Origin of the sequence: Phenylobacterium sp. (assembly GCF_031181185.1) — a bacterium.
Classification (GTDB): domain Bacteria; phylum Pseudomonadota; class Alphaproteobacteria; order Caulobacterales; family Caulobacteraceae; genus Phenylobacterium.
Map to the genome: position 1 here is coordinate 7577 of NZ_JAPSKZ010000036.1, position 18418 is coordinate 25994.

Genomic DNA, 18418 nt, shown 5'->3' on the forward strand with positions numbered 1-18418 from the left:
CACTCCCGTCTGCTGGAGCGAGCGGCGAAGCTGAACGAGGACAACGGCCTGGGCTCGCTGACCGCCCTGCCGATCATCGAGACGCAGGCCAACGACGTTTCGGCCTACATCCCGACCAACGTGATCTCGATCACCGACGGCCAGATCTTCCTCGAGACCGACCTGTTCTTCCAGGGCATCCGCCCGGCGGTGAACGTCGGCATCTCGGTGTCGCGCGTGGGCTCGTCGGCCCAGATCAAGGCGATGAAGACCGCGGCCGGCCCGATCAAGGGCGAGCTCGCCCAGTACCGGGAGATGGCCGCCTTCGCGAAGTTCGGCTCGGACCTCGACGTGGCGACCCAGCGCCAGCTGGCGCGCGGCGAACGCCTGACCGAGCTCCTGAAGCAGCCGCAGTACTCGCCGCTGGCGGTGGAGGAGCAGGTCGTCAGCGTCTACGCCGGCACCCGCGGCTACCTCGACAAGGTGCCGACCGCCCAGGTCGGCCGCTTCGAGGCCGAGCTGCTGGCCCACATGCACGCCAAGCACCAGGACATCCTGGACGAGATCCGCACCAAGAAGGACCTCGGCCCCGTCGAAGATCGCCTGAAGTCGGCCCTCGCCGCCTTCGCCGAATCCTTCGCCTAACCGCGCGCTGACCGGGAGCGAGTAGCCGGCGATGGCCAGCCTCAAGGAGATGCGCAATCGGATCGGAAGCGTGAAAGCCACGCAGAAGATCACGAAGGCGATGCAGATGGTGGCGGCCGCCAAGCTGCGGAAGGCGCAGGACGCCGCGCAGAACGCGCGTCCTTACGCCCAGCGGATGGCGGCGGTCATCGCCAACCTCGCCGCCGGCGTGTCCGGCGACGGCGGGCCCAAGCTGCTGGTCGGCACGGGCTCGGACCGCCGCCACCTGGTGGTCGTGGCCACCTCGGACCGCGGCCTGGCGGGCGGCTTCAACAGCTCGATCGTCCGCGCCGCGCGCGACCGGATCAACAGCCTGACGAACGAGGGCAAGGACGTCCGCGTCCTGACCATCGGCCGCAAGGCCCGCGACCAGCTGCGCCGCCTGGCCGGCGACCGGCTGATCGCCTCGTACGAGGCGGGCGGCAACCCGTCGCTCGCCGTGGCCGAAGAGGTCTCGGCCAAGATCCAGGACATGTTCGCGGCCGGCGAAGTGGACGTCGTCCACCTCGTCTATTCCAGCTTCAAGTCGGTGGTCACCCAGACCCCGACGGTCCGCCAGCTGATCCCGGCCGAAGTGGCCGAGGGCGGCGCGCCGCTGGACCTGAAGGGCGCGAGCTACGAGTACGAGCCGGGCGAGGAGGAGATCCTCGAGACCCTGCTGCCGCGCAACATCACGACCCAGCTGTTCTCCGCGATGCTGGAGAACCAGGCGGGCTTCTTCGCCGCGCAGATGACGGCGATGGACAACGCCACTCGCAACGCCGGCGACATGATCGCCAGCCTCACCCTGCAATACAACCGTTCACGCCAGGCGCAGATCACCAAGGAGCTGATCGAGATCATCTCCGGCGCCGAGGCGATCTAGTCACCGAAAGAGCCCGTCATGTCTGAAGCCGCCACCAAGAAGCCCGCCCGCCGCGCTCCGGCCAAGAAGGCCGCCGACGCGCAACCCCCGGTCGCCAAGGGCATCGCCACTGGCCGGATCGTCCAGGTCATCGGCGCCGTCGTCGACGTGGAGTTCGAAGGCCACCTGCCGGCGATCATGAACGCGCTGGAGACCACCAACACCGACCAACGGACCGGCGCGCCGTTCCGGCTGGTGCTTGAGGTCGCCCAGCACCTCGGCGAGAACACCGTGCGCACCATCGCCATGGACACGACCGAGGGCCTGACGCGCGGCCAGCCGGTGGTCGACACCGGCGACTCCATCCGCGTGCCGGTCGGCCCGGCTACGCTCGGCCGCATCATGAACGTCATCGGCGAGCCGATCGACGAAGCCGGCCCGATCGCGACCACCGAACGCGCTCCGATCCACCGCGAAGCCCCCAGCTTCGCCGAGCAGTCCACCTCGGCCGAAGTGCTGGTCACGGGCATCAAGGTCATCGACCTGATGTGCCCCTACACGAAGGGCGGCAAGATCGGCCTGTTCGGCGGCGCCGGCGTCGGCAAGACCGTGACGATGCAGGAGCTGATCAACAACATCGCCAAGGCGTACGGCGGCTACTCGGTGCTGGCCGGCGTGGGCGAGCGAACCCGTGAAGGGAACGACCTCTACCACGAGATGATCGAGTCCAACGTGAACGTGGACCCGAAGAAGAACAACGGCTCGACCGAGGGCTCGAAGTGCGCCCTCGTCTACGGCCAGATGAACGAGCCGCCCGGCGCCCGAGCCCGGGTCGCCCTGACCGGCCTCACCCAGGCCGAGTACTTCCGCGACGTGGAAGGCAAGGACGTGCTGCTGTTCGTCGACAACATCTTCCGCTTCACGCAAGCCGGCGCCGAAGTGTCGGCGCTGCTGGGCCGCATCCCCTCGGCCGTGGGCTATCAGCCGACGCTGGCCACCGAGATGGGCAACCTGCAGGAGCGGATCACCTCGACCAACAAGGGCTCGATCACCTCGGTCCAGGCCATCTACGTGCCCGCCGACGACCTGACCGACCCGGCGCCGGCCACGTCGTTCGCCCACCTGGACGCCACGACCGTGCTGAGCCGCGACATCGCCGCCCAGGCCATCTTCCCGGCGGTGGACCCGCTGGACTCCACCTCGCGGATCATGGACCCGCTGGTGATCGGCGAGGAGCACTACCAGGTCGCACGCCGCACCCAGGAGATCCTGCAGCAGTACAAGGCGCTGAAGGACATCATCGCCATCCTGGGCATGGACGAGCTGTCGGAAGAGGACAAGCTTACCGTGGCTCGCGCCCGGAAGATCCAGCGCTTCCTGTCGCAGCCGTTCCACGTGGCCGAGCAGTTCACGAACACGCCCGGCGCGTTCGTCGAGCTGAAGGACACCATCCGCTCGTTCAAGGCGATCTGCGACGGCGAGTACGACCACCTGCCGGAAGCCGCCTTCTACATGGTGGGCACCATCGAAGAGGCCGTCGCGAAGGCCGAGAAGCTGGCGGCGGAAGCGTAAGGGCAGATGGCCGACAAGCTCCACTTCTCTCTGGTTTCCCCCGAGCGCGAACTGTTCTCGGGTCTGGTGGACCAGGTCGACGCGCCGGGGTCGGAAGGCGACTTCGGCGTGCTGGCCAACCACGCCCCCTTCATGACCACCCTGAAGGAAGGCCAAGTCCGCGTGCACCACGACGGCAAGGTGACGGTCTACGACGTCCGCGGCGGTTTCGCCGACGTGACGCCGGACGGCCTCACCATCCTGGCCGAGCACGCATCGGAAGCTGCGTAAAAGCAAAAGAAAATCCGCCGCAAACTGGGCGCCATGGGGCCTTGCCTCCGGCGCCGCGCTAAAGTTTGATGCGCGGCCTGAAGTCAGGGGAACCGTCCATGCGTCTCGCCATCTCCAGCCTGATCCTCGCCGCGGGCCTCGCCACCGCCGCCCAAGCCCAGGATCAAGCTCAGCCCGCCGCCCAACCCGCCACGCCGGCGCCCGCCGCGGAGCAGCCGGCTGCGGCTCCCGCCGCCCAAGCACCCGCCGCTGAGGCTCCGGCCGCTGCGCCTCAGGCGCCCCCGGCCCTTCCCACGAGCGGCGACGGCGCGGCCCTGCTCTCGGTGCTCGAGACCGTCTGCAAGCCCGCGGTGCGCGGCCAGAAGCTGGACGATCTCGCCAAGGCCAACGGCTTTAAGCAGAACCGCCGCGACATGACGTGGGCGAAGCCCCTGGGCGGCCACAAGGCCTACCAGATCGTGCTGTTCCCGCAGGGCTCGAACAAGGACTCCTGCTTCGGCGAGGTCCGCTTCGCCCACGGGCAGGACGCGCCGCTGACCCAGGCCCTGAATGTCTGGGCCTTCGTGCAGCAGCCGCCGCTGGATCCCACCGCGAACTACACCCAGCCCCAGGATCCAGACGGCCTGAAGCGCGTCCGCCGTTCGTGGGAGCACGTCGCGTCGAACCAGTCGATCGGCGTCAACATCTCCGTGGTGCGCAAGCCGGACGACACTCCCGTCAACCGCGCCTACGACCTGGCGACGTTCCAGTATCAGGAGCGCAAGTTCTAAGCTCGGCCTTCAGGTCACTATCTTTGAAAGCGCCGGGCCCACCGGCGCTTTCTTCGTATCGGGAGGTCCAACGTGGCCTGGGTCATCCTCTTCTTCGCCGGCCTGTTCGAGATCGGCTGGGCCGTGGGGCTGAAGTACACCGAAGGCTTCACCCGCATCGGCCCCACCATCTTCACCGCCGTCAGCCTGATCGCCAGCATGGGCCTGCTGGGCGTCGCCGTCCGCAGCCTGCCGCTGGGGACGGCCTATGCGGTCTGGACGGGCATCGGCGCCGCCGGGACCGTGATCCTCGGCATCATCCTCTTCAAGGAGCCCGCGACGGTGGCGCGGCTGGCCTGCGTGGGCCTGATCCTCTCCGGCATCCTGGGCCTGAAGCTGCTGACCAAGGACGCCTAGGCCGCGGCGCGGTCGAGGTTCCCGAGCCAATCCAGAGCCAGGGCGGCCACGTCCTCCCAGCCCGTCTCCCCGATCAGCCAGTGGCTCATCTGCGGCATCTCGCGATAGACGGCGCCGATCCGCTCGGCCGTGCGCCGCGCAGTCGCGGCGGGATGCACCACGTCGCGGCCGCCCGCCATCACCAGCGTCGGCGCCGGCAGGGGCCCCGGGCCCACGCTGGTGGTCATGAACGGGTCGAGCCACCAATTCAGCGTCTCGCGCAGGGCGCGGGCGCTCTCTGGCCCCATGCGGGCCAGGATCTTGTCGGCGTAAGCCTTCGGCACGCGATTGAGACTGTGGCTGCGCATGAGCGCCCGGTCGGGTGCGACGGCTCCGGACCAGAACGGATCGAGCAGACCCACCGCCGTGGCCGTCACCGCCTCCTCGACGCTGCTCCCGGCGACGCCCCAAGGCGGCGAGGGCGCCAGAAGGACCATGGCGCGGGGCCGCACCCGGCGCGCCGCCATCTGGCAGACCAGCCCGCCTAGCGAATGGCCGATCAGAACCGGCGCCTCGGGAAGCTCCTGGCACAGCCCCGCCAAGTCGTCCGCGAAATCGCGCATGGAAAGCCCGGCGACGCCGCCGTGCGCGCCATGGCCCCGGAGGTCGGGCGCGACCACCCGCCAGCCGCGGGCCTCGAACGGCGCGCGGAATCGCTCGAAGGCCCACGCGCCGCAGAAGGCGCCGTGCGCCATCACCACAGTTGTCATTCCGCCTCGCTCCCCCCGGAGCCGTTGCTCAGGGGCAGTGTAGCCGCAAACCCCGGGCAGGCGTCGAGAGTTTCAACCGGCGCCGTTCGTCGCGGCCAACGGGGCGAACGCGCGGACCACCTGTTCGTAGGCCGGGCGCTTGAAGGGCACGATCAGGTCGGGCGCCTCGGCCAGGTAGCCCCAGCGCCAGGCGTCGAACTCGGGCTCATGGTGGGCGGCTAGGTCGAACTCGGCCTCCTCCCCGTCGAAGCGGAAGGCGAACCACACCTGCTTCTGCCCCTTGAAGCCGCGCCAGGCCTTGGAGCCGCCCCAGCCTTCGGGGAAGTCGTAGACGATCCAGCCGTCGGTGCGGGCCAGGTAGGTGACCGTCGTCGCTCCCGTCTCCTCGGCCAGTTCCCGCCGCGCGGCGGCCTCTAGGTCCTCGCCCTCGTCGACGCCGCCCTGCGGGAACTGCCAGTTGTGCGGCTCCGGCGTGCCGGCGCGTCGTCCGAACCAGACCCGGCCGTCAGGGTGGAACAGCACCACCCCGACGTTGGGGCGGTAGCGCGAAAGGTCGGTCATTTGCGGGTCATGAGCGCCGAGGCGGGAGCCAGCTGGTAGCCCCTCTGTTCCACCTCGTTCGCCCAACGCGCAATCATCTCCAGGGTGATTGGATAGGCGAAGCCCGAGCCAAGCGCCTGGCCGCGCTGCAGGGCGCCGGCTTCGAGCGCCAGCAGCTGCTGGTCGATGGCTGCCGCCGAGAGCTGGTCGTCGATGACCCGCTCGGCGGTGGCGCGGGGCAGGTTCCCGCCCCGGCGAACGGCCGCGCCGTCGTCGATGAAGGCGAGACCCCGGGCGCGCAGCGAACTCGCCAGCGCCTCATAGGCCCGGTCGTCGGTCAGGAACCGCGAGCCGAGGTAGTTGGTCAGGCCGAAATAGCCGGTCGCCCGCGACAGGATCCACTCCAGCTTCTTCACCGTCTCGGGCGGCGGCGCGTCGGCCATCAGGGTGTACGGGCCGGGGTCGTTGTCTGGATAGTCCAGCGGCTCCAGCGGCGTCTCCAGCAGCACTTCGTGGCCGTGGGCGCGAGCCATGTCGATCCAGCCCTGCAGCCCCTCGGCATAGACGACGAACGACAGCGTGATCTCTGGCCGCAGGGTTTCGATCGCTTGGCGGGTGGCGCGGGCGTTCAGTCCGAGGCCGCCGACGACCAGGCCGATCTTCGGGCGTCCGTTCGACGTGAAGGGCCGCGCATAGACCTCGGCCGGCGTGCGGCCGTCCTGGGCGATGATCGGCAGCGGCCCGCCGGGCCCCGGCGCGAAGAAGCCGGCGATGGGCGCGGGCGGCAGGGCGCCGCCGGCCAGGCTGCGGACGGCGGGCGAGCTCGGCGCGTGCCAGTCCGCGGCCGCCAGCGGCGCCAGCGGCCGTTCCGACAGGCGAACCACGTCCGGCTGGGCGGTGACCGGGCCGGCGGCGGGCTTCAGGGCCTCGCGCCAGCCGGGCGGGGCGGCGCTGAAGGCCGCCTCCAGCGAGAGCTTGGCACGGGGACTTCCGCCCTGGAACGGGCCCAGCATCTGGATCAGGGCGAACGCGGCGCCGGCGAACAGCACGCCGGCCGCGCCGACGCCCAGCTTGGGGCTTTTCAGCAGGCGGCCGATGTCCATGGCCGGCGGCTTCAGCTGGGGCAGTGCGATGTTCGCCACGCGCGGACGCTCCTTCGGTCCCGAGCCTCGCGCAACATGGTTAACGGGCCATCAATCGCAGGGCCCCGCAAACAGGAAGGGCGGCTCCTTACGGGGCCCCCCTCGTGCGCCAAGTGGCTATTTCGAAAGCTTATTTCTGGGTCGTCGTCGGCGGCGGCTTCACCACGGCGACCTTCTCCTTCGCGATGATGCCGGCCAGCTTCGGCTGCGGCTTGGGCAGCTTGGGCGTCGCGGCCACCGAGCCGAACTTCAGCACGTCCATCGCGCGGGCGATCTGGAAGTCCTTCTTCTCGTCGAAGGCTTCGGGCGGCGCTTCCGCCGGCTCGTGGGCCCCGCGGCGCACCTTGCCCTCGTCGGCGTTCAGCGCGTTGCGGAACGAGGCCTCCGAGAACTGGTAGCTGCGGTTGGCGATGGCCTGGGCCTCTTCGCGCGTCAGCGCGACTTCCAGGTTCGGCTCGATGCCGGTCTTCTGGATCGAGCGGCCCGACGGCGTGTAGTAGCGCGCCGTCGTCAGCTTCAGGGCGCCGTCGATGCCGCCGCGCAGCGGGATCACCGTCTGGACCGAGCCCTTGCCGAAGCTGGTCAGGCCGACCAGCTCGGCCCGCTTGCGGTCCTGCAGGGCGCCGGCGACGATCTCGGCCGCCGAGGCCGAGCCCGAGTTGATCAGCACCACGATCGGCAGGCCGCCGGTGATGTCGCCCGGCCGGGCGTTGTAGCGCTCCACGTCACGCGGGTCGCGGCCGCGCTGGCTGACGATCTCGCCGCCCTCGAGGAACAGGTCCGACACGCCGACCGCCTGGTCCAGCAGGCCGCCCGGGTTGTTCCGCAGGTCGAGGATCAGCCCCTTCATCTTGGGGTTCTTGGCCTTCAGCTCGAAGAAGGCCTCTTCCGCCTCGTCGGTCGTCTTCTCGTTGAAGCTGCCGATGCGCAGGATCCCGTAGTCGCCCTCCATCCGGGCCGTCGCCGACTTCGGCTTGATGACCTCGCGGACCAGCTTCACGTCGAACGGATCGGACTTCTCGCGCGCGATGGTCAGGGTGACCGCCTCGCCCGGTCGGCCGCGCATCTGCTTGACCGCATCGTTCACCGACAGGCCCAGCACGCTCTCGCCATTCACGGCGGTGATGTAGTCGCCAGCCTTGATGCCGGCCTTGAAGGCCGGCGTGCCGTCCATCGGCGAGATCACCTTGACCACGCCGTCCTCGGTGGTGACCTCGATGCCCAGGCCGCCGTACTCGCCGCGCGTCTGGTCGCGCATGTCGTCGAAATCGGAGGGATCGAGATAGCCCGAGTGCGGGTCGAGCGACGTCAGCATGCCGTCGATCGCCGCCTGGATCAGCTTCGTGTCGTCGACCTCCGTGACGTACTGGTTCTCGACGGTGTTCAGCACGTCGCCGAACAGGCCGAGCATCCGGTAGGTCTTGGCCCGCGGCTGTGCGGAGGCCAGCGCCTGCTGGCTCACGTAGGCCATGGACCCGGCGCCCAGAACAAACGCGGACGCGCCGATCAGGAGGTACTTCTTCATCGCCTTCCTCAGGCTCCCCTACGCGGCTTGCGCCGCTGTCTGACAGGCCCCCGACGCTTCCCTAAGGCAGCGCTCAGCCCGCGTTTTTGTTCAACCACCGGCCCGGATCGACCGGCGAACCCTGCTCACGCACCTCGAGATAGAGCTCGGAGGTCGATTGTCGACCATCGGCCGCCCATCCGACAGGCTGACCCGCCGCGACGGATTGTCCGACTTGGACCGACGTTCTTTCGAGGCCAGCCAACACGAGATGATAGCCGCCCGCTAGTCTTAAAATCAGGATGACGCCCCAGCCCTTCACCGGGCCCACGTACTGCACAAGGCCGTCGCCGGGGCTGACCACGCGGGCGCCGCGGGCCGCCGTCAGGGTCAGGCCGTTCGACCGGCCGCCGCCCGCGAGCGGATCGCCGAACCGCCGCACGATGGCGCCGGGCGCCGGCTGCATCAGGCTTGCGGGCGCCCGCAGCACGCCGGGCGGCAGGCTCGTGGCCGGCCCGCGCAGCGCGAGGCCGGCGTTGGACTCCGGCTCGGGCAGGGCCTCGGCCGCCAGGCTCTCGCGCTCGAACAGCGCCTCGCTCTGCACGGCGGCCAGCCGGCGCTGGCGCATCACCTCGCCGGCGTCCTGGGCGTAGCTCTGGGCGCGGGCCTGCAGTTCGGGCGTGATCGCCTTGACCAGGATGGCCGCCCGCACAGCGTCCTTGGCGTCCTCCGGCGAGACCAGCAAGGCCGGCGGCGGGTCGCGCTCCAGCTGCTCCAGCACCGACAGCAGGCGCGCCAGCTGGTGGCGCGTGGCGGCCTGTTCAGCGGAGATCTCGGTCTCGGCGAGGTTCAGGCGCGCCAGCTGGTCGCTGGTCGCGGCGACGGCTGCTGCGGAAAGCGCCGCCGCCGTAAGGCCCGCTGCAATGAGGATCCGCCCGCGCATCAGTCCCTATGATAGGGCGATCCGGCCAGAATTGAGACCGCCCGGTAGATCTGTTCCGACAGCATGGCGCGCGCCAGGGCGTGGGGCCAGGTCTGCGGCCCAAAGGCCAGCTTGCCGTTGGCCTGGGCGACTAGGTCCGGGTCCAGCCCGTCGGCGCCGCCGATCAGGAACACGAGGCGGCGGACGCCGCGGTCACGCAAGGTCGCCAGCTCGTCGGCGAAGGCGCGGGACGAGCGGGCCGCGCCCCGTTCGTCGCAGGCGACGACGTGGCTGTCGGAGAGGTGCGCGCGGAGGGCTTCGGCCTCCGCCGCCTTGCCGGGCTTACGGCTTTCGACCTCCACCACCTCGACGGGGCCGAGGCCCAGGGGCCGGCCGGCGTTCGTGGCGCGCTCGACGTACAGTTTCACGAGCTCCGTCTCCGGAGAGCGCGAGAGCCGGCCGATCGCGACGATGCCGATCCTCAAACCGCGGCGCGGTGCCCGCCGGTCTCGACCGACCAGATCTTCTCGATGTTGTAGAAGCTGCGGACTTCCGGCCGGAACAGGTGGACGATGACGTCGCCGGTGTCGATCAGGACCCAGTCGGCATGCGGCATGCCTTCGATCCGGCACTTGCCGTAGCCCGCTTCTTTCAGCGCGCGCAGCAGGTGGTCGGCCATGGCGCCGACATGGCGCTGCGACCGGCCCGACGCCACCACGAGTGCGTCGGCCACGGGGCTCTTGCCCTTGAGGTCGATGAGTACGACGTCCTGCGCCTTGTCTTCGTCGAGACGGGCCAGGATCAGGTCTTCCAGGGCGCCGATGGGCCCCTGGTCGTCGCCGGAGCCGGGCTCCGGCTGCGCGCTTGGCGCATGTTCACGTTGCAGCGGGGTTGCTCCTTTGTGTCCTCGCTCGTGAAAGACCCTAGCACGGGCCGCGCGCCCGGTCAGCCGGCCTCACGAACACTTCAAGACCTGGAGCGGCGCAGACGTTCCCGAAGCTGGGTCGAGGACTGGAAGTTGAAGCGCCCGAACAGGAAGACCCAGGCGGGCGGCTCGCGGTCGGCGAGCGTGCGGGCCTGCTGCGAGGGGAGGCGAAAGGCCGCAAACCGCCGGGCGGCCGGCGCGAAGCGGCTCTTGAGCGAGATCCAGGGACGGGAAACCACCGCCACCGGCGTCTCGCGCATGATCTGGGTCCAGCCGCGCCAGCGGTGGAAGCCCGCCAGGCTGTCGGCGCCCATGATCCACACGAACTTCACGCCGGGAAAGCGGGCCTTCAGCGTCCGCACGGTGTCGATGGTGTAGGCCGAGCCCAGGCGGCTCTCGAGGTCCGAGACGATCATGCCCGGCCCGCGGGCCAGCGCCCGGGCCTGGGCGACGCGCTCGGCGAGGTCCGCGGTCTCGTCGCGCGACTTCAGCGGGTTCTGCGGCGAGACCAGCCAGATGACCCGGTCGAGGTTCAGCCGGCGCTTGGCGGTCTCGGCCACGTGGGCGTGGCCCTCGTGCGGGGGGTTGAACGAGCCGCCGAACAGGCCCACCCGCATGCCGGGCTCGAGCGTGAAGCCCAGGCGGAGCGCCTTCGGACGACCGGCCGCCGGCGGGCGCCGGGCCGGCCCTGCGAACCACATGCGCGCCATCAAGCCTGCCTGGGCGGGGTAGGCGCGTTCGCGCGATCGAGGTGCGGATCGGTCTGGGTGACCCGCGCCCGGACCGTGAAGACGCCGTCGCCCGCCAGCACGCCGCCGCGGGCGAACAGGCGGCCGTGCTCCCAGTTGGAGAGGCCGAGCTCGGGCCGGTTCAGGGCATACTGACCGTCCACCCAGCGTGTGAAGCCGTCGCCGACGAACGGGGCGTCCACCGCTTCGAAGAAGCGCCGGTGCGCGGCCGGATCCTCGGCGATCAGGGCGGCCACGAAGTGCGGGCTGTGCCGGTTGAACAGGGCGACCGCCTCGGCCACGTCGGCCACGACCTTCAGACTGACCTCGGGGGTCTCCTCCCACTCCCACTCGGTCCCGAGGTCGGCGTCGGCGATGGGCTCGGCCATCGGCTCCTCGCGCGGGCCCTCGGGCCGCAGCACCATCGTCTTCTGCCGCCACTCTGGCGGCAGGCGGTGGAAGTCGGCCTCGGCCATGTGCAGCTTCGCGCCGCGACGACGCTTGCCCGCCTGCCGGAGAGCTTCCAGGAACACCGGGACCAGCTCGTCGGCCCGGCTCGCCACGATGCAGCAGACGTTCAGGGTGTTGCAGACTTTGCGGTCCAGCGAATGATAGGCGGCCGCGTAGAAGCGCTCGGCATCGGCGCTGTCGTCCACCACCATCCAGGCGCCGCCCGTGCCATGCAGGCTGACCGGCGTGCCCGCCTGCCGGGCGATGGCGCCCAGCTGGGCCACCGCTGGGCCGGAACCGCGGGCGACCGCCAGCGAGAGGCGGCTGTCTGCGAACATGGCCCAGCCGGCCGCGTGCGCGGCCGATTCCACCAGCACCGCCGCGCCCGCCGGCAGGCCGGCTTCGGCGAGGGCCGGCTGCAGCGCCTCGGCGACGATGGCCCGCGCCGTGCCCAGGGCGTCCGAACCGATCCGGAAAACCACCGTGTTGCCGGTGCGGATGACGCCGGTGGCGTCGGCGAAGACGTTCGGCCGGCCTTCGAAGACGAAGCCCACCACGCCCAGGGGGGCGACCACCTGCTCCACCGTCCAGCCGGGGTGCTCGATGCGCTCCAGCACGCGGCCGCGCGCCGCCGGCATGTCGCGCCAAGCCCGCAGGCCCGCGACCATGTCCGCGCGCATCGCCTCGGTGACCTGCAGCCGCGTGACCGAACGCCCGCGGTCCCGGGCCTGGGTTACGTCGCGGGCGTTGGCGGCGGCGATGGCGGACCAGCAGCCCTCGTCCTCCAGCCGGGTGGCGAAGGCCTCGAAGAAGGCGGTGATGGCGGCGTCGCTCACCTCGCCCATGCGGGCGAACGCTTCGGCCGCGCGGCCGACAGCGGCCTCGGCCCGGGCGTGTTCCTGGGCCGGCAGGTGCAATAGGGCCCCGTCGGCGACCAGCAGCCGGTCGCCGGGCCTGAAGGCTGCCGCCAGCTGCGGGGTGACATACGCGACGCGGTCGCCGCCGAACGGGATCGCCTGGCCGGGGCTCAAAGCCTCCAGCCGGCCCGTCGCCCGCTTGCCCGCTCCGTCGTCCACCGCCGACCCCATTTGCTCAAGGTGAGCCTTACTCCGCCGCGTGGACCTGGGCCAGCGCGAGATCGTCGGCATGGATCATCGGCCCCGAGGTGTAGCCCAGCGCCGCCTCGATGGCCTCGGATTTCAGCCCGCAGATCTTCAGGGCGTCCTCGGCCTCGTAACGGACCAGCCCGCGCGCGATCTCCCGGCCGGCCTCGTCTCGGACGATGACCGCGTCGCCCTTGTCGAAGCGGCCTTCGACGCGCCGCACGCCGGCGGCGAGCAGGCTCTTGCCCCGCTGCACCGCGACGGCGGCGCCGGCGTCGACCGTCAGCACGCCGGCGGGGGCGAGCGAGCCCGCAATCCAGGCCTTGTAGGCCGCCGCGGGCGTCGTCGCCGGTTCGATGACGGTCGCCCGTTCGCCGGCCTCGACCGCGGCCAGCGGCTTCTGGCGGCTGCCCACCGTGACGATGGTGGCGCAGCCGCTGCCCGAGGCGATGCGGGCGGCGGCGATCTTGGTGGCCATGCCGCCGGTGCCGACACCGGTCTCGGCGTTCGCGCCGCCGGCCATGGCCTCGATCTCGGGCGTCAGGCGGGCCACGCGGGGAATGTGCTGCGCGGCGGGGTCCCTGCGGGGATCGGCGGTGTAGAGGCCGTCCACGTCCGACAGCAGCACCAGCACATCGGCGCCCACCAGCTGGGCCACGCGGGCGGCCAACCGATCATTGTCGCCGTAACGGATCTCCTCGGTGACGACGGTGTCGTTCTCGTTCACGACCGGCACGACGCCCAGGGACAGCAGGGTCTCGACGGTGGCCCGGGCGTTCAGCCAACGCCGGCGCACCTCGGTGTCGTCGCGGGTCAGCAGCACCTGGGCGCAGGCGGCGCCATGCGGCTCCAGCGCCTCCTCCCAGGCCCGCATCAGGGCCGACTGTCCGGCGGCCGCGGCGGCCTGTTTCTCAGGCAGCGACAGCGCGCGCTTGGACAGGCCCAGGCGCCGGCGGCCCAGGGCCACGGCGCCCGAGCTCACCACCACCACCTGCTGGCCGCGGGCGCGCAGCCGGGCGAGATCGGCGGCGAAGTCGGCCAGCCAGTCGGAATGGGCGGCGCCGCTCGGCCCGACCAGCAGGGCCGAGCCGACCTTCACCACGATCCGTCTGGCGGCCGAAAGGTCGGTCGTCATGACCATGCTCGCTCCCGCTCGCTCAGGGCTGCCAGCCCTCCTCGGACTGCGCCCGTTCCTCCTCGGCGACCTCGGCCTTGCGCTGCCGGACCAAGCCGTAGGCCTCACGCAGCAGTTCCGTGACGTTCTCGCCGGTGAAGCCCGAGACCAGACGCACCTCGGTCCCGGCCGCTTCGGCCAGTTCGGCCTGCCTCGCCGCGCGGGTTTCCTCGTCCAGGGCGTCGATCTTGTTCAGCGCCAGGATCTCGGGCTTCTCGTGCAGGTCCTCGCCATAGGCTTCCAGCTCGTGGCGCACCGTCTTCCATGCGCCAACGATGTCGTCCTGCGTTCCGTCCACCAGGTGGACCAGGACCGCGGTGCGCTCGATGTGACCCAAGAAGCGCGTGCCGATGCCGGCGCCCTCATGCGCGCCCTCGATCAGGCCCGGGATGTCGGCCAGCACGAACCGCTCGCCCACCGACAGGTCCACCACGCCCAGGTTGGGTGCCAGCGTCGTGAACGGATAGTCGGCGATCTTGGGCTTGGCCGCGCTGGCGGCCGCCAGGAACGTCGACTTGCCGGCGTTCGGCAGGCCCACCAGGCCCACGTCGGCGATCAGCTTCAGCCGAAGCCAGATCGCCATCTCCTCGCCAGGCAGGCCAGGGTTTGCGTGGCGGGGCGCCTGGTTCACGGGCCCCTTGAAGTGGGTGTTGCCGAACCCGCCGTTGCCGCCCTTCAGCAGGCGCACGCGCTTGCCCGCCTCGTCCATGTCGACGATCAGGTTCTTGTCCTCGTCCAGCACCTCGGTGCCGACGGGGACCTTGAGCACCACGTCCTCCCCGGCCGCCCCGTGGCGGTTGCGGCCCATGCCGTGCACGCCGGTGCCCGCCCGGAAATGCTGCTGGTAGCGGTAGTCGATCAGGGTGTTCAGGCCCTCGACCGCCTCGATCCACACGTCGCCGCCGCGCCCGCCGTCGCCGCCGTCGGGGCCGCCGTACTCGATGTACTTCTCGCGCCGGAACGAGACGGCGCCCGCGCCGCCATTGCCCGAGCGGACGTAGATCTTCACCTGGTCCAGGAACTTCATGGGCCTGCCCTTACCTCGGCGCGGGACTTCAGGGCCAGCGCCACGAGGCGCAATGCGCCCGCCGCGGCCAGCGACTTCACCGCCGCGCCGGGCAGGAACGGCAGCACGCCGCCCGCAAGTGCCGAGGCCGCGTCCATGCGGTCCAGCAGTCCGATGAAGCCCATGGCCAGCACCAGCGCGTGGCCCAACAGGAAGATCACGACGTGGGCCGCAAACCCGCCCCGCCGCTGGCAGGCGTAGCCCGCGAGCGCCCCGGCCACCGCCATGCCGAACAGATAGCCCTGCGTCGGGCCGAACAGCGCGTCCGGCCCGCCCGCGCCCTCCGCCAGCACCGGCAGGCCGATCGCCGCCGCCGCCAGCCAGATCAGCACTGCGCGCAGGGTCAGGGATCCGCCCAGCACGCCGGCCAGCACGAACAGAGCGAAGGTCTGCAGGGTGATCGGCGCGACCGGCGCGGGGATCGCCGCCTGTGAGGCCGCCGCCATCACCGCCGCACCGGCCACGACCGCGGCCATCCGCGTCGTGAACGAGGCGGTGGCGAGCGACAGGGGCAGGGCGGCGGCCATGGGGTGAGCGGATACCACGAGCGTCAGGCCAGCCACACCATCATGCGGCTGGGGACCTTCTCGCCGCGGGCGGCGCAGTCGCGCAGCTCCACGTCGCCGGTGTAGAGGAAGCCCGCCTTCACCAGCACCTGGCCGGAGGCCCGGTTGTCGGTGAAGTGCCCGGCCCACACGACGTTGCGCCGCCAGTCGGTCTTCATCCACGAGAGCGCCGCCATCAGGGCCTCGGTCGCATAGCCGCGGCCCCAGAAGGGCCGGCCCAGCCAGTAGCCGATCTCCAGCCGGCCGGGCTGCTTCTCCGAGAAGCCGATCATGCCCATGAAGCCGAACTCGCGGTGCTCGATGGCGAAGTTGGGCTCGCGCCAGTTCGGCGCGCGGGCGAGGAACTCGTCCGCGTGCTTGGGGGCGTACGGATAGGGCATGGTCGACAGCATGCCGGCCACGCCCAGGTCGTTGGCCAGCTGGCAGAGTTCGCCGGCGTCCGAGATCACCGGACGCCGCAGGATCAGCCTGTCGGTCCCGATCGCAGGGGCCACTTCGACCGCGCACATCTTTCTACCCTCCCGGCCCCGTCGTTGATCGCGAGGCCCAAAACGAAAGCGGGGAGCCCGGCTGACCGGACTCCCCGCTAGGATCGTCTTTTCCGGTCCGCCTCAGTTGGATGGGCGGAACCGGTTGGAGGGGTTCCGCCTATTCGGCAGCAATCACCTCGGTCGCCGGCACCACCGTCGCGTAGGTACGGTTGTTGCGCTTGGTGACGAATTTCACGGCGCCGGTGGCAAGCGCGAAGAGGGTATGGTCCTTGCCCATGCCCACGTTCTCGCCCGGCCAGAACTTGGTGCCGCGCTGACGCACGATGATGCCGCCGGCGTTGATGGCTTCGCCGCCGAACTTCTTCACGCCGAGACGGCGACCCGCGGAGTCGCGCCCGTTGCGCGAGGAGCCGCCAGATTTCTTGTGAGCCATTGTGTGCTCCTACTCTCTCTTACAGGCCCGGCCGATTACTCGGCGGCGCCTTCATCCTTGTTGGCGGCCTTCTTGGCCGCCGGCTTCTTGGCTTCACCTTCAGCCTTCGGGGCGGCGGCCTTCTTCGGCGCGGCCTTCTTGGCTTCGGTTTCGACCGGGGCGTTCACCTCGGCCGAGGCCATGGCTTCCTTCACCGCCGGATCCTCGACCACTTCTTCAGCGGTCTCGGCTTGCGGGGCGGCCTTCTTCGCGGCGGCCTTCGGAGCCGGCGCGGCTTCGGCGGCGGCCGGAGCGGCCTTCTTCGGCTTGTTCAGCGTCGCGAAGTCGAAGCCGCGGGCGCGGGCGTCCAGCTCGGCCTTGGTCGTCAGGTCGACCTTGCCGTCCCACTTGGCTTCCTTGCCGTTGGCGGCGATCGCGGTGACGCGCAGGACCGACTCGGCCTGGCGGTGACCGCGGGTGCGGCGATAACCCTGGCGGCGGATCTTCTTGAAGATCTTCACCTTCTCGCCCTTGCGGGTCTCGATCAGGGTCGCGGCGACCGAAGCGCCATCCACGAGCGGCGCGCCGACGGTGACGGTCTCGCCGTCGCCCAGCATCAGCACCTCGCCAAACGCGACGTTCGCGCCCGGCTCACCGTCCAGCTTTTCGACGATCAGCAGGTCGCCGGGCTGGACCCGGTATTGCTTGCCGCCGGTCTTGATCACCGCGTACATCGTTCGCGCCTTTGTATTTCTTCTTGATTGAAAGCGTGTTTACGCCCCCGGGGCGACCCGGGAGCGCAAGAGGGCGCGGTTATACAGGGGAAGGCCGCTGAGTCAACGGCGGGGTGGGGATGGCGCTAGGTTCGTCCAAAGTGGGCCGGAAACTTAGATCGGTTCTTCTCTGGGGCGTTTTGGCGCTACTGGCGATTGGCGTCCTCGTGGGCACAATCATGAAGGAAGGGCCATTCGCTGACACCACCGCAGCATGGGTACAGACCGTCGGGACGCTTATCGCGCTTTGGATAACCGTTGCCGAGACTCGTCGCCTTCAACGGGCGGAGCGAGAACGGATCGCTGCGCCCTTAGAAATCGCACGTCAGGCGAGCCGGAACGCGCTGCTTTACTATGACGCCTTCGAGAAGGGCATAGAAGGTAAGGATGTACGCGCCTGGGCCAATTCGCACATCCAGCCCGCCGCCGTTGATTCAGTTCTCGCGCCTTTTCGCGAGGTCTCATTGAAGGATATGCCGAGCCCCGAAGCTGTCGAGCTCCTGATTGAAGCACGGATGAATGCTGAGTTTCTTGTCGAACGCATACGGGCGGCCGCGCAGGGTGCCCCGAAGTGGCAGGATGGGTCGGTAATCACTCGTACAAGGATGTGGCATGCTTGGGCGTCGTTCGACCGTGAGCGTGATCGAATACTTGGACGTCCGCTCCGCCCTTGGCCGTTCGAGAGCCGCGACGCTGCAGAAGGCGATCCCACTCCGCCTTAAACCCATGGCAGCCAGTCTGCCTGTCTCTCCGAACTGCTCAAGGCCGGCCCGCAGGGCCGCCGCGGCGCGGTCGCGCCGGAGGCGCGAGCCTTGACCAACTCGGAGAGACAGGCTCGCATCTGACCATGGACTCAAGGAGCGCCAGCATCCCGTGAGGATGCCGGGCTTGCGCCCATTTCCCGGAGTGTCATCCGGTTTCGCCGCAGGCCCCGGGTCCGGCGAGCGCCGCCCGAGGGTGAACTCCGACCGGAACCCATCGACGCCGATCGATCGAGGCCTCCCTCGGCGATGCGGCGCTTATGGTCCCGGACAAGCGCCGTGCGCTTCCGGGATGACATCTAGGTCTCAGCCCCACGCCTTCCGCGGCGCGAACGCGTTGGCGCGGGCGCGCAGGCCGCCGAGCAGGCGCTCGATCTCGCGGGCGGTGTCCGGCGTGGCGGCTTGGGCCAGCGCCCAGCCGTGCGCGCCGACGGCGTCGAGGTGGGCGTCGCGCGCGAAGATCACATCGCGGGCGAAGTCCGGGCGGCGGTTCATCCAGTTGTAGAGCGTCATCAGGCAGGGCAGCGCCGGGTCCTGGGCAATGACGTACAGCGGCGCGCCCTGGGCAAGGCGCTCGACGACGGCGTCGGCGATGGC

21 protein-coding genes and 2 pseudogenes are annotated in these 18418 nt (G+C 70.2%); 7 read left to right on the forward strand and 16 right to left on the reverse strand.

From position 1 onward, the window contains the following. The 6 genes and pseudogenes from RIF93_RS06525 to sugE form a co-directional block, all read left to right on the forward strand. Nucleotides 1-624, forward strand: a pseudogene (locus RIF93_RS06525) (F0F1 ATP synthase subunit alpha); the annotation flags it as partial. A gap of 31 nt (nt 625-655) precedes the next feature. Continuing rightward, nucleotides 656-1528: a F0F1 ATP synthase subunit gamma gene (locus RIF93_RS06530; RefSeq protein WP_309089614.1), complete on the forward strand. Its 873-nt coding sequence runs from the start codon at nt 656-658 to the stop codon at nt 1526-1528. Between the two features lie 18 nt (nt 1529-1546). Further along, complete coding sequence (atpD, locus tag RIF93_RS06535; protein WP_309089616.1) at nt 1547-3079, forward strand: F0F1 ATP synthase subunit beta; 1533 nt, start codon at nt 1547-1549, stop codon at nt 3077-3079. 6 nt (nt 3080-3085) lie between these two features. Then, nucleotides 3086-3349 carry an ATP synthase F1 subunit epsilon gene (locus tag RIF93_RS06540; protein WP_309089618.1) on the forward strand — a complete coding sequence of 88 codons (264 nt, stop codon included), beginning with the start codon at nt 3086-3088 and terminating at the stop codon, nt 3347-3349. 98 nt (nt 3350-3447) lie between these two features. After that, a complete protein-coding gene (locus tag RIF93_RS06545; protein ID WP_309089620.1) occupies nt 3448-4119 on the forward strand; it encodes a hypothetical protein in 672 nt (223 codons plus the stop codon). 72 nt (nt 4120-4191) lie between these two features. Beyond that, complete coding sequence (gene sugE, locus RIF93_RS06550) at nt 4192-4515, forward strand: quaternary ammonium compound efflux SMR transporter SugE (RefSeq protein WP_309089622.1); 324 nt, start codon at nt 4192-4194, stop codon at nt 4513-4515. Here the strand turns inward: sugE and RIF93_RS06555 are convergent. From RIF93_RS06555 to rplU, 15 genes and pseudogenes are all read right to left on the reverse strand, one after another. Beyond that, on the reverse strand, nt 4512-5264 hold the full coding sequence (locus RIF93_RS06555) for an alpha/beta hydrolase (protein ID WP_309089624.1): 753 nt from the start codon (nt 5262-5264) through the stop codon (nt 4512-4514). The two genes, sugE and RIF93_RS06555, sit on opposite strands and share 4 nt — an antisense overlap. A 72-nt stretch (nt 5265-5336) precedes the next feature. Further along, nucleotides 5337-5825 (reverse strand): RNA pyrophosphohydrolase, encoded by a 489-nt coding sequence (locus tag RIF93_RS06560; RefSeq protein ID WP_309089626.1) that lies wholly within the window; start codon nt 5823-5825, stop codon nt 5337-5339. Continuing rightward, nucleotides 5822-6946, reverse strand: a complete 1125-nt coding sequence (locus tag RIF93_RS06565) for a divergent polysaccharide deacetylase family protein (RefSeq protein WP_309089628.1) — start codon at nt 6944-6946, stop codon at nt 5822-5824. Before RIF93_RS06565 ends, RIF93_RS06560 begins: the two co-directional genes overlap by 4 nt. A 130-nt stretch (nt 6947-7076) precedes the next feature. Then, entirely contained in the window at nt 7077-8471 is a 1395-nt protein-coding gene (locus RIF93_RS06570; RefSeq protein WP_309089630.1) for a S41 family peptidase, read from the reverse strand. Between the two features lie 73 nt (nt 8472-8544). Further along, nucleotides 8545-9393, reverse strand: a complete 849-nt coding sequence (locus RIF93_RS06575; protein WP_309089632.1) for a peptidoglycan DD-metalloendopeptidase family protein — start codon at nt 9391-9393, stop codon at nt 8545-8547. After that, a complete protein-coding gene (rlmH, locus tag RIF93_RS06580) occupies nt 9393-9857 on the reverse strand; it encodes a 23S rRNA (pseudouridine(1915)-N(3))-methyltransferase RlmH (RefSeq protein ID WP_309089634.1) in 465 nt (154 codons plus the stop codon). The genes RIF93_RS06575 and rlmH overlap by 1 nt, the downstream gene beginning before the upstream one ends. Then, nucleotides 9854-10258, reverse strand: a complete 405-nt coding sequence (gene rsfS, locus RIF93_RS06585; protein ID WP_309089651.1) for a ribosome silencing factor — start codon at nt 10256-10258, stop codon at nt 9854-9856. Before rsfS ends, rlmH begins: the two co-directional genes overlap by 4 nt. 80 nt (nt 10259-10338) lie before the next feature. Then, nucleotides 10339-11007 carry a nicotinate-nucleotide adenylyltransferase gene (locus tag RIF93_RS06590; protein ID WP_375163848.1) on the reverse strand — a complete coding sequence of 223 codons (669 nt, stop codon included), beginning with the start codon at nt 11005-11007 and terminating at the stop codon, nt 10339-10341. Further along, entirely contained in the window at nt 11007-12563 is a 1557-nt protein-coding gene (locus RIF93_RS06595) for an aldehyde dehydrogenase family protein (RefSeq protein WP_309089636.1), read from the reverse strand. Before RIF93_RS06595 ends, RIF93_RS06590 begins: the two co-directional genes overlap by 1 nt. Nucleotides 12564-12579: 16 nt before the next feature. Next, nucleotides 12580-13719 (reverse strand): glutamate 5-kinase, encoded by a 1140-nt coding sequence (proB, locus tag RIF93_RS06600; protein ID WP_309089638.1) that lies wholly within the window; start codon nt 13717-13719, stop codon nt 12580-12582. 16 nt (nt 13720-13735) lie between these two features. Then, on the reverse strand, nt 13736-14779 hold the full coding sequence (gene obgE, locus RIF93_RS06605) for a GTPase ObgE (protein WP_309089640.1): 1044 nt from the start codon (nt 14777-14779) through the stop codon (nt 13736-13738). Beyond that, nucleotides 14776-15345 carry a biotin transporter BioY gene (locus RIF93_RS06610; RefSeq protein ID WP_309089641.1) on the reverse strand — a complete coding sequence of 190 codons (570 nt, stop codon included), beginning with the start codon at nt 15343-15345 and terminating at the stop codon, nt 14776-14778. Before RIF93_RS06610 ends, obgE begins: the two co-directional genes overlap by 4 nt. Nucleotides 15346-15368: 23 nt before the next feature. Further along, entirely contained in the window at nt 15369-15893 is a 525-nt protein-coding gene (locus RIF93_RS06615) for a GNAT family N-acetyltransferase (protein WP_309089643.1), read from the reverse strand. A 139-nt stretch (nt 15894-16032) separates the two neighbouring features. Next, complete coding sequence (gene rpmA, locus RIF93_RS06620; protein ID WP_309089645.1) at nt 16033-16308, reverse strand: 50S ribosomal protein L27; 276 nt, start codon at nt 16306-16308, stop codon at nt 16033-16035. A gap of 212 nt (nt 16309-16520) precedes the next feature. Next, nucleotides 16521-17021: pseudogene (gene rplU, locus RIF93_RS06625) on the reverse strand (50S ribosomal protein L21); the annotation flags it as partial. Nucleotides 17022-17227: 206 nt separating this feature from the next. Between rplU and RIF93_RS06630 the strand changes: the two are divergent. After that, nucleotides 17228-17782, forward strand: a complete 555-nt coding sequence (locus RIF93_RS06630) for a hypothetical protein (RefSeq protein ID WP_309089647.1) — start codon at nt 17228-17230, stop codon at nt 17780-17782. Nucleotides 17783-18127: 345 nt separating this feature from the next. Here RIF93_RS06630 and RIF93_RS06635 read toward each other — a convergent pair. Next, the coding region (locus tag RIF93_RS06635; RefSeq protein ID WP_309089649.1) for a hypothetical protein at nt 18128-18418 on the reverse strand (291 nt) is incomplete at its 5' end.

Excerpts from the sequence above, each read along its gene's own strand:
- RIF93_RS06530 (WP_309089614.1), top strand. The coding sequence starts at position 656 with ATGGCCAGCCTCAAGGAGATGCGCAATCGGATCGGAAGCGTGAAAGCC.
- atpD (WP_309089616.1), top strand. The coding sequence starts at position 1,547 with ATGTCTGAAGCCGCCACCAAGAAGCCCGCCCGCCGCGCTCCGGCCAAG.
- RIF93_RS06540 (WP_309089618.1), top strand. The coding sequence starts at position 3,086 with ATGGCCGACAAGCTCCACTTCTCTCTGGTTTCCCCCGAGCGCGAACTG.
- RIF93_RS06545 (WP_309089620.1), top strand. The coding sequence starts at position 3,448 with ATGCGTCTCGCCATCTCCAGCCTGATCCTCGCCGCGGGCCTCGCCACC.
- RIF93_RS06555 (WP_309089624.1), bottom strand. The coding sequence starts at position 5,264 with ATGACAACTGTGGTGATGGCGCACGGCGCCTTCTGCGGCGCGTGGGCC.
- RIF93_RS06560 (WP_309089626.1), bottom strand. The coding sequence starts at position 5,825 with ATGACCGACCTTTCGCGCTACCGCCCCAACGTCGGGGTGGTGCTGTTC.
- RIF93_RS06570 (WP_309089630.1), bottom strand. The coding sequence starts at position 8,471 with ATGAAGAAGTACCTCCTGATCGGCGCGTCCGCGTTTGTTCTGGGCGCC.
- RIF93_RS06575 (WP_309089632.1), bottom strand. The coding sequence starts at position 9,393 with ATGCGCGGGCGGATCCTCATTGCAGCGGGCCTTACGGCGGCGGCGCTT.
- RIF93_RS06590 (WP_375163848.1), bottom strand. The coding sequence starts at position 11,007 with ATGGCGCGCATGTGGTTCGCAGGGCCGGCCCGGCGCCCGCCGGCGGCC.
- RIF93_RS06595 (WP_309089636.1), bottom strand. The coding sequence starts at position 12,563 with ATGGGGTCGGCGGTGGACGACGGAGCGGGCAAGCGGGCGACGGGCCGG.
- proB (WP_309089638.1), bottom strand. The coding sequence starts at position 13,719 with ATGGTCATGACGACCGACCTTTCGGCCGCCAGACGGATCGTGGTGAAG.
- obgE (WP_309089640.1), bottom strand. The coding sequence starts at position 14,779 with ATGAAGTTCCTGGACCAGGTGAAGATCTACGTCCGCTCGGGCAATGGC.
- RIF93_RS06610 (WP_309089641.1), bottom strand. The coding sequence starts at position 15,345 with ATGGCCGCCGCCCTGCCCCTGTCGCTCGCCACCGCCTCGTTCACGACG.
- RIF93_RS06615 (WP_309089643.1), bottom strand. The coding sequence starts at position 15,893 with ATGTGCGCGGTCGAAGTGGCCCCTGCGATCGGGACCGACAGGCTGATC.
- rpmA (WP_309089645.1), bottom strand. The coding sequence starts at position 16,308 with ATGGCTCACAAGAAATCTGGCGGCTCCTCGCGCAACGGGCGCGACTCC.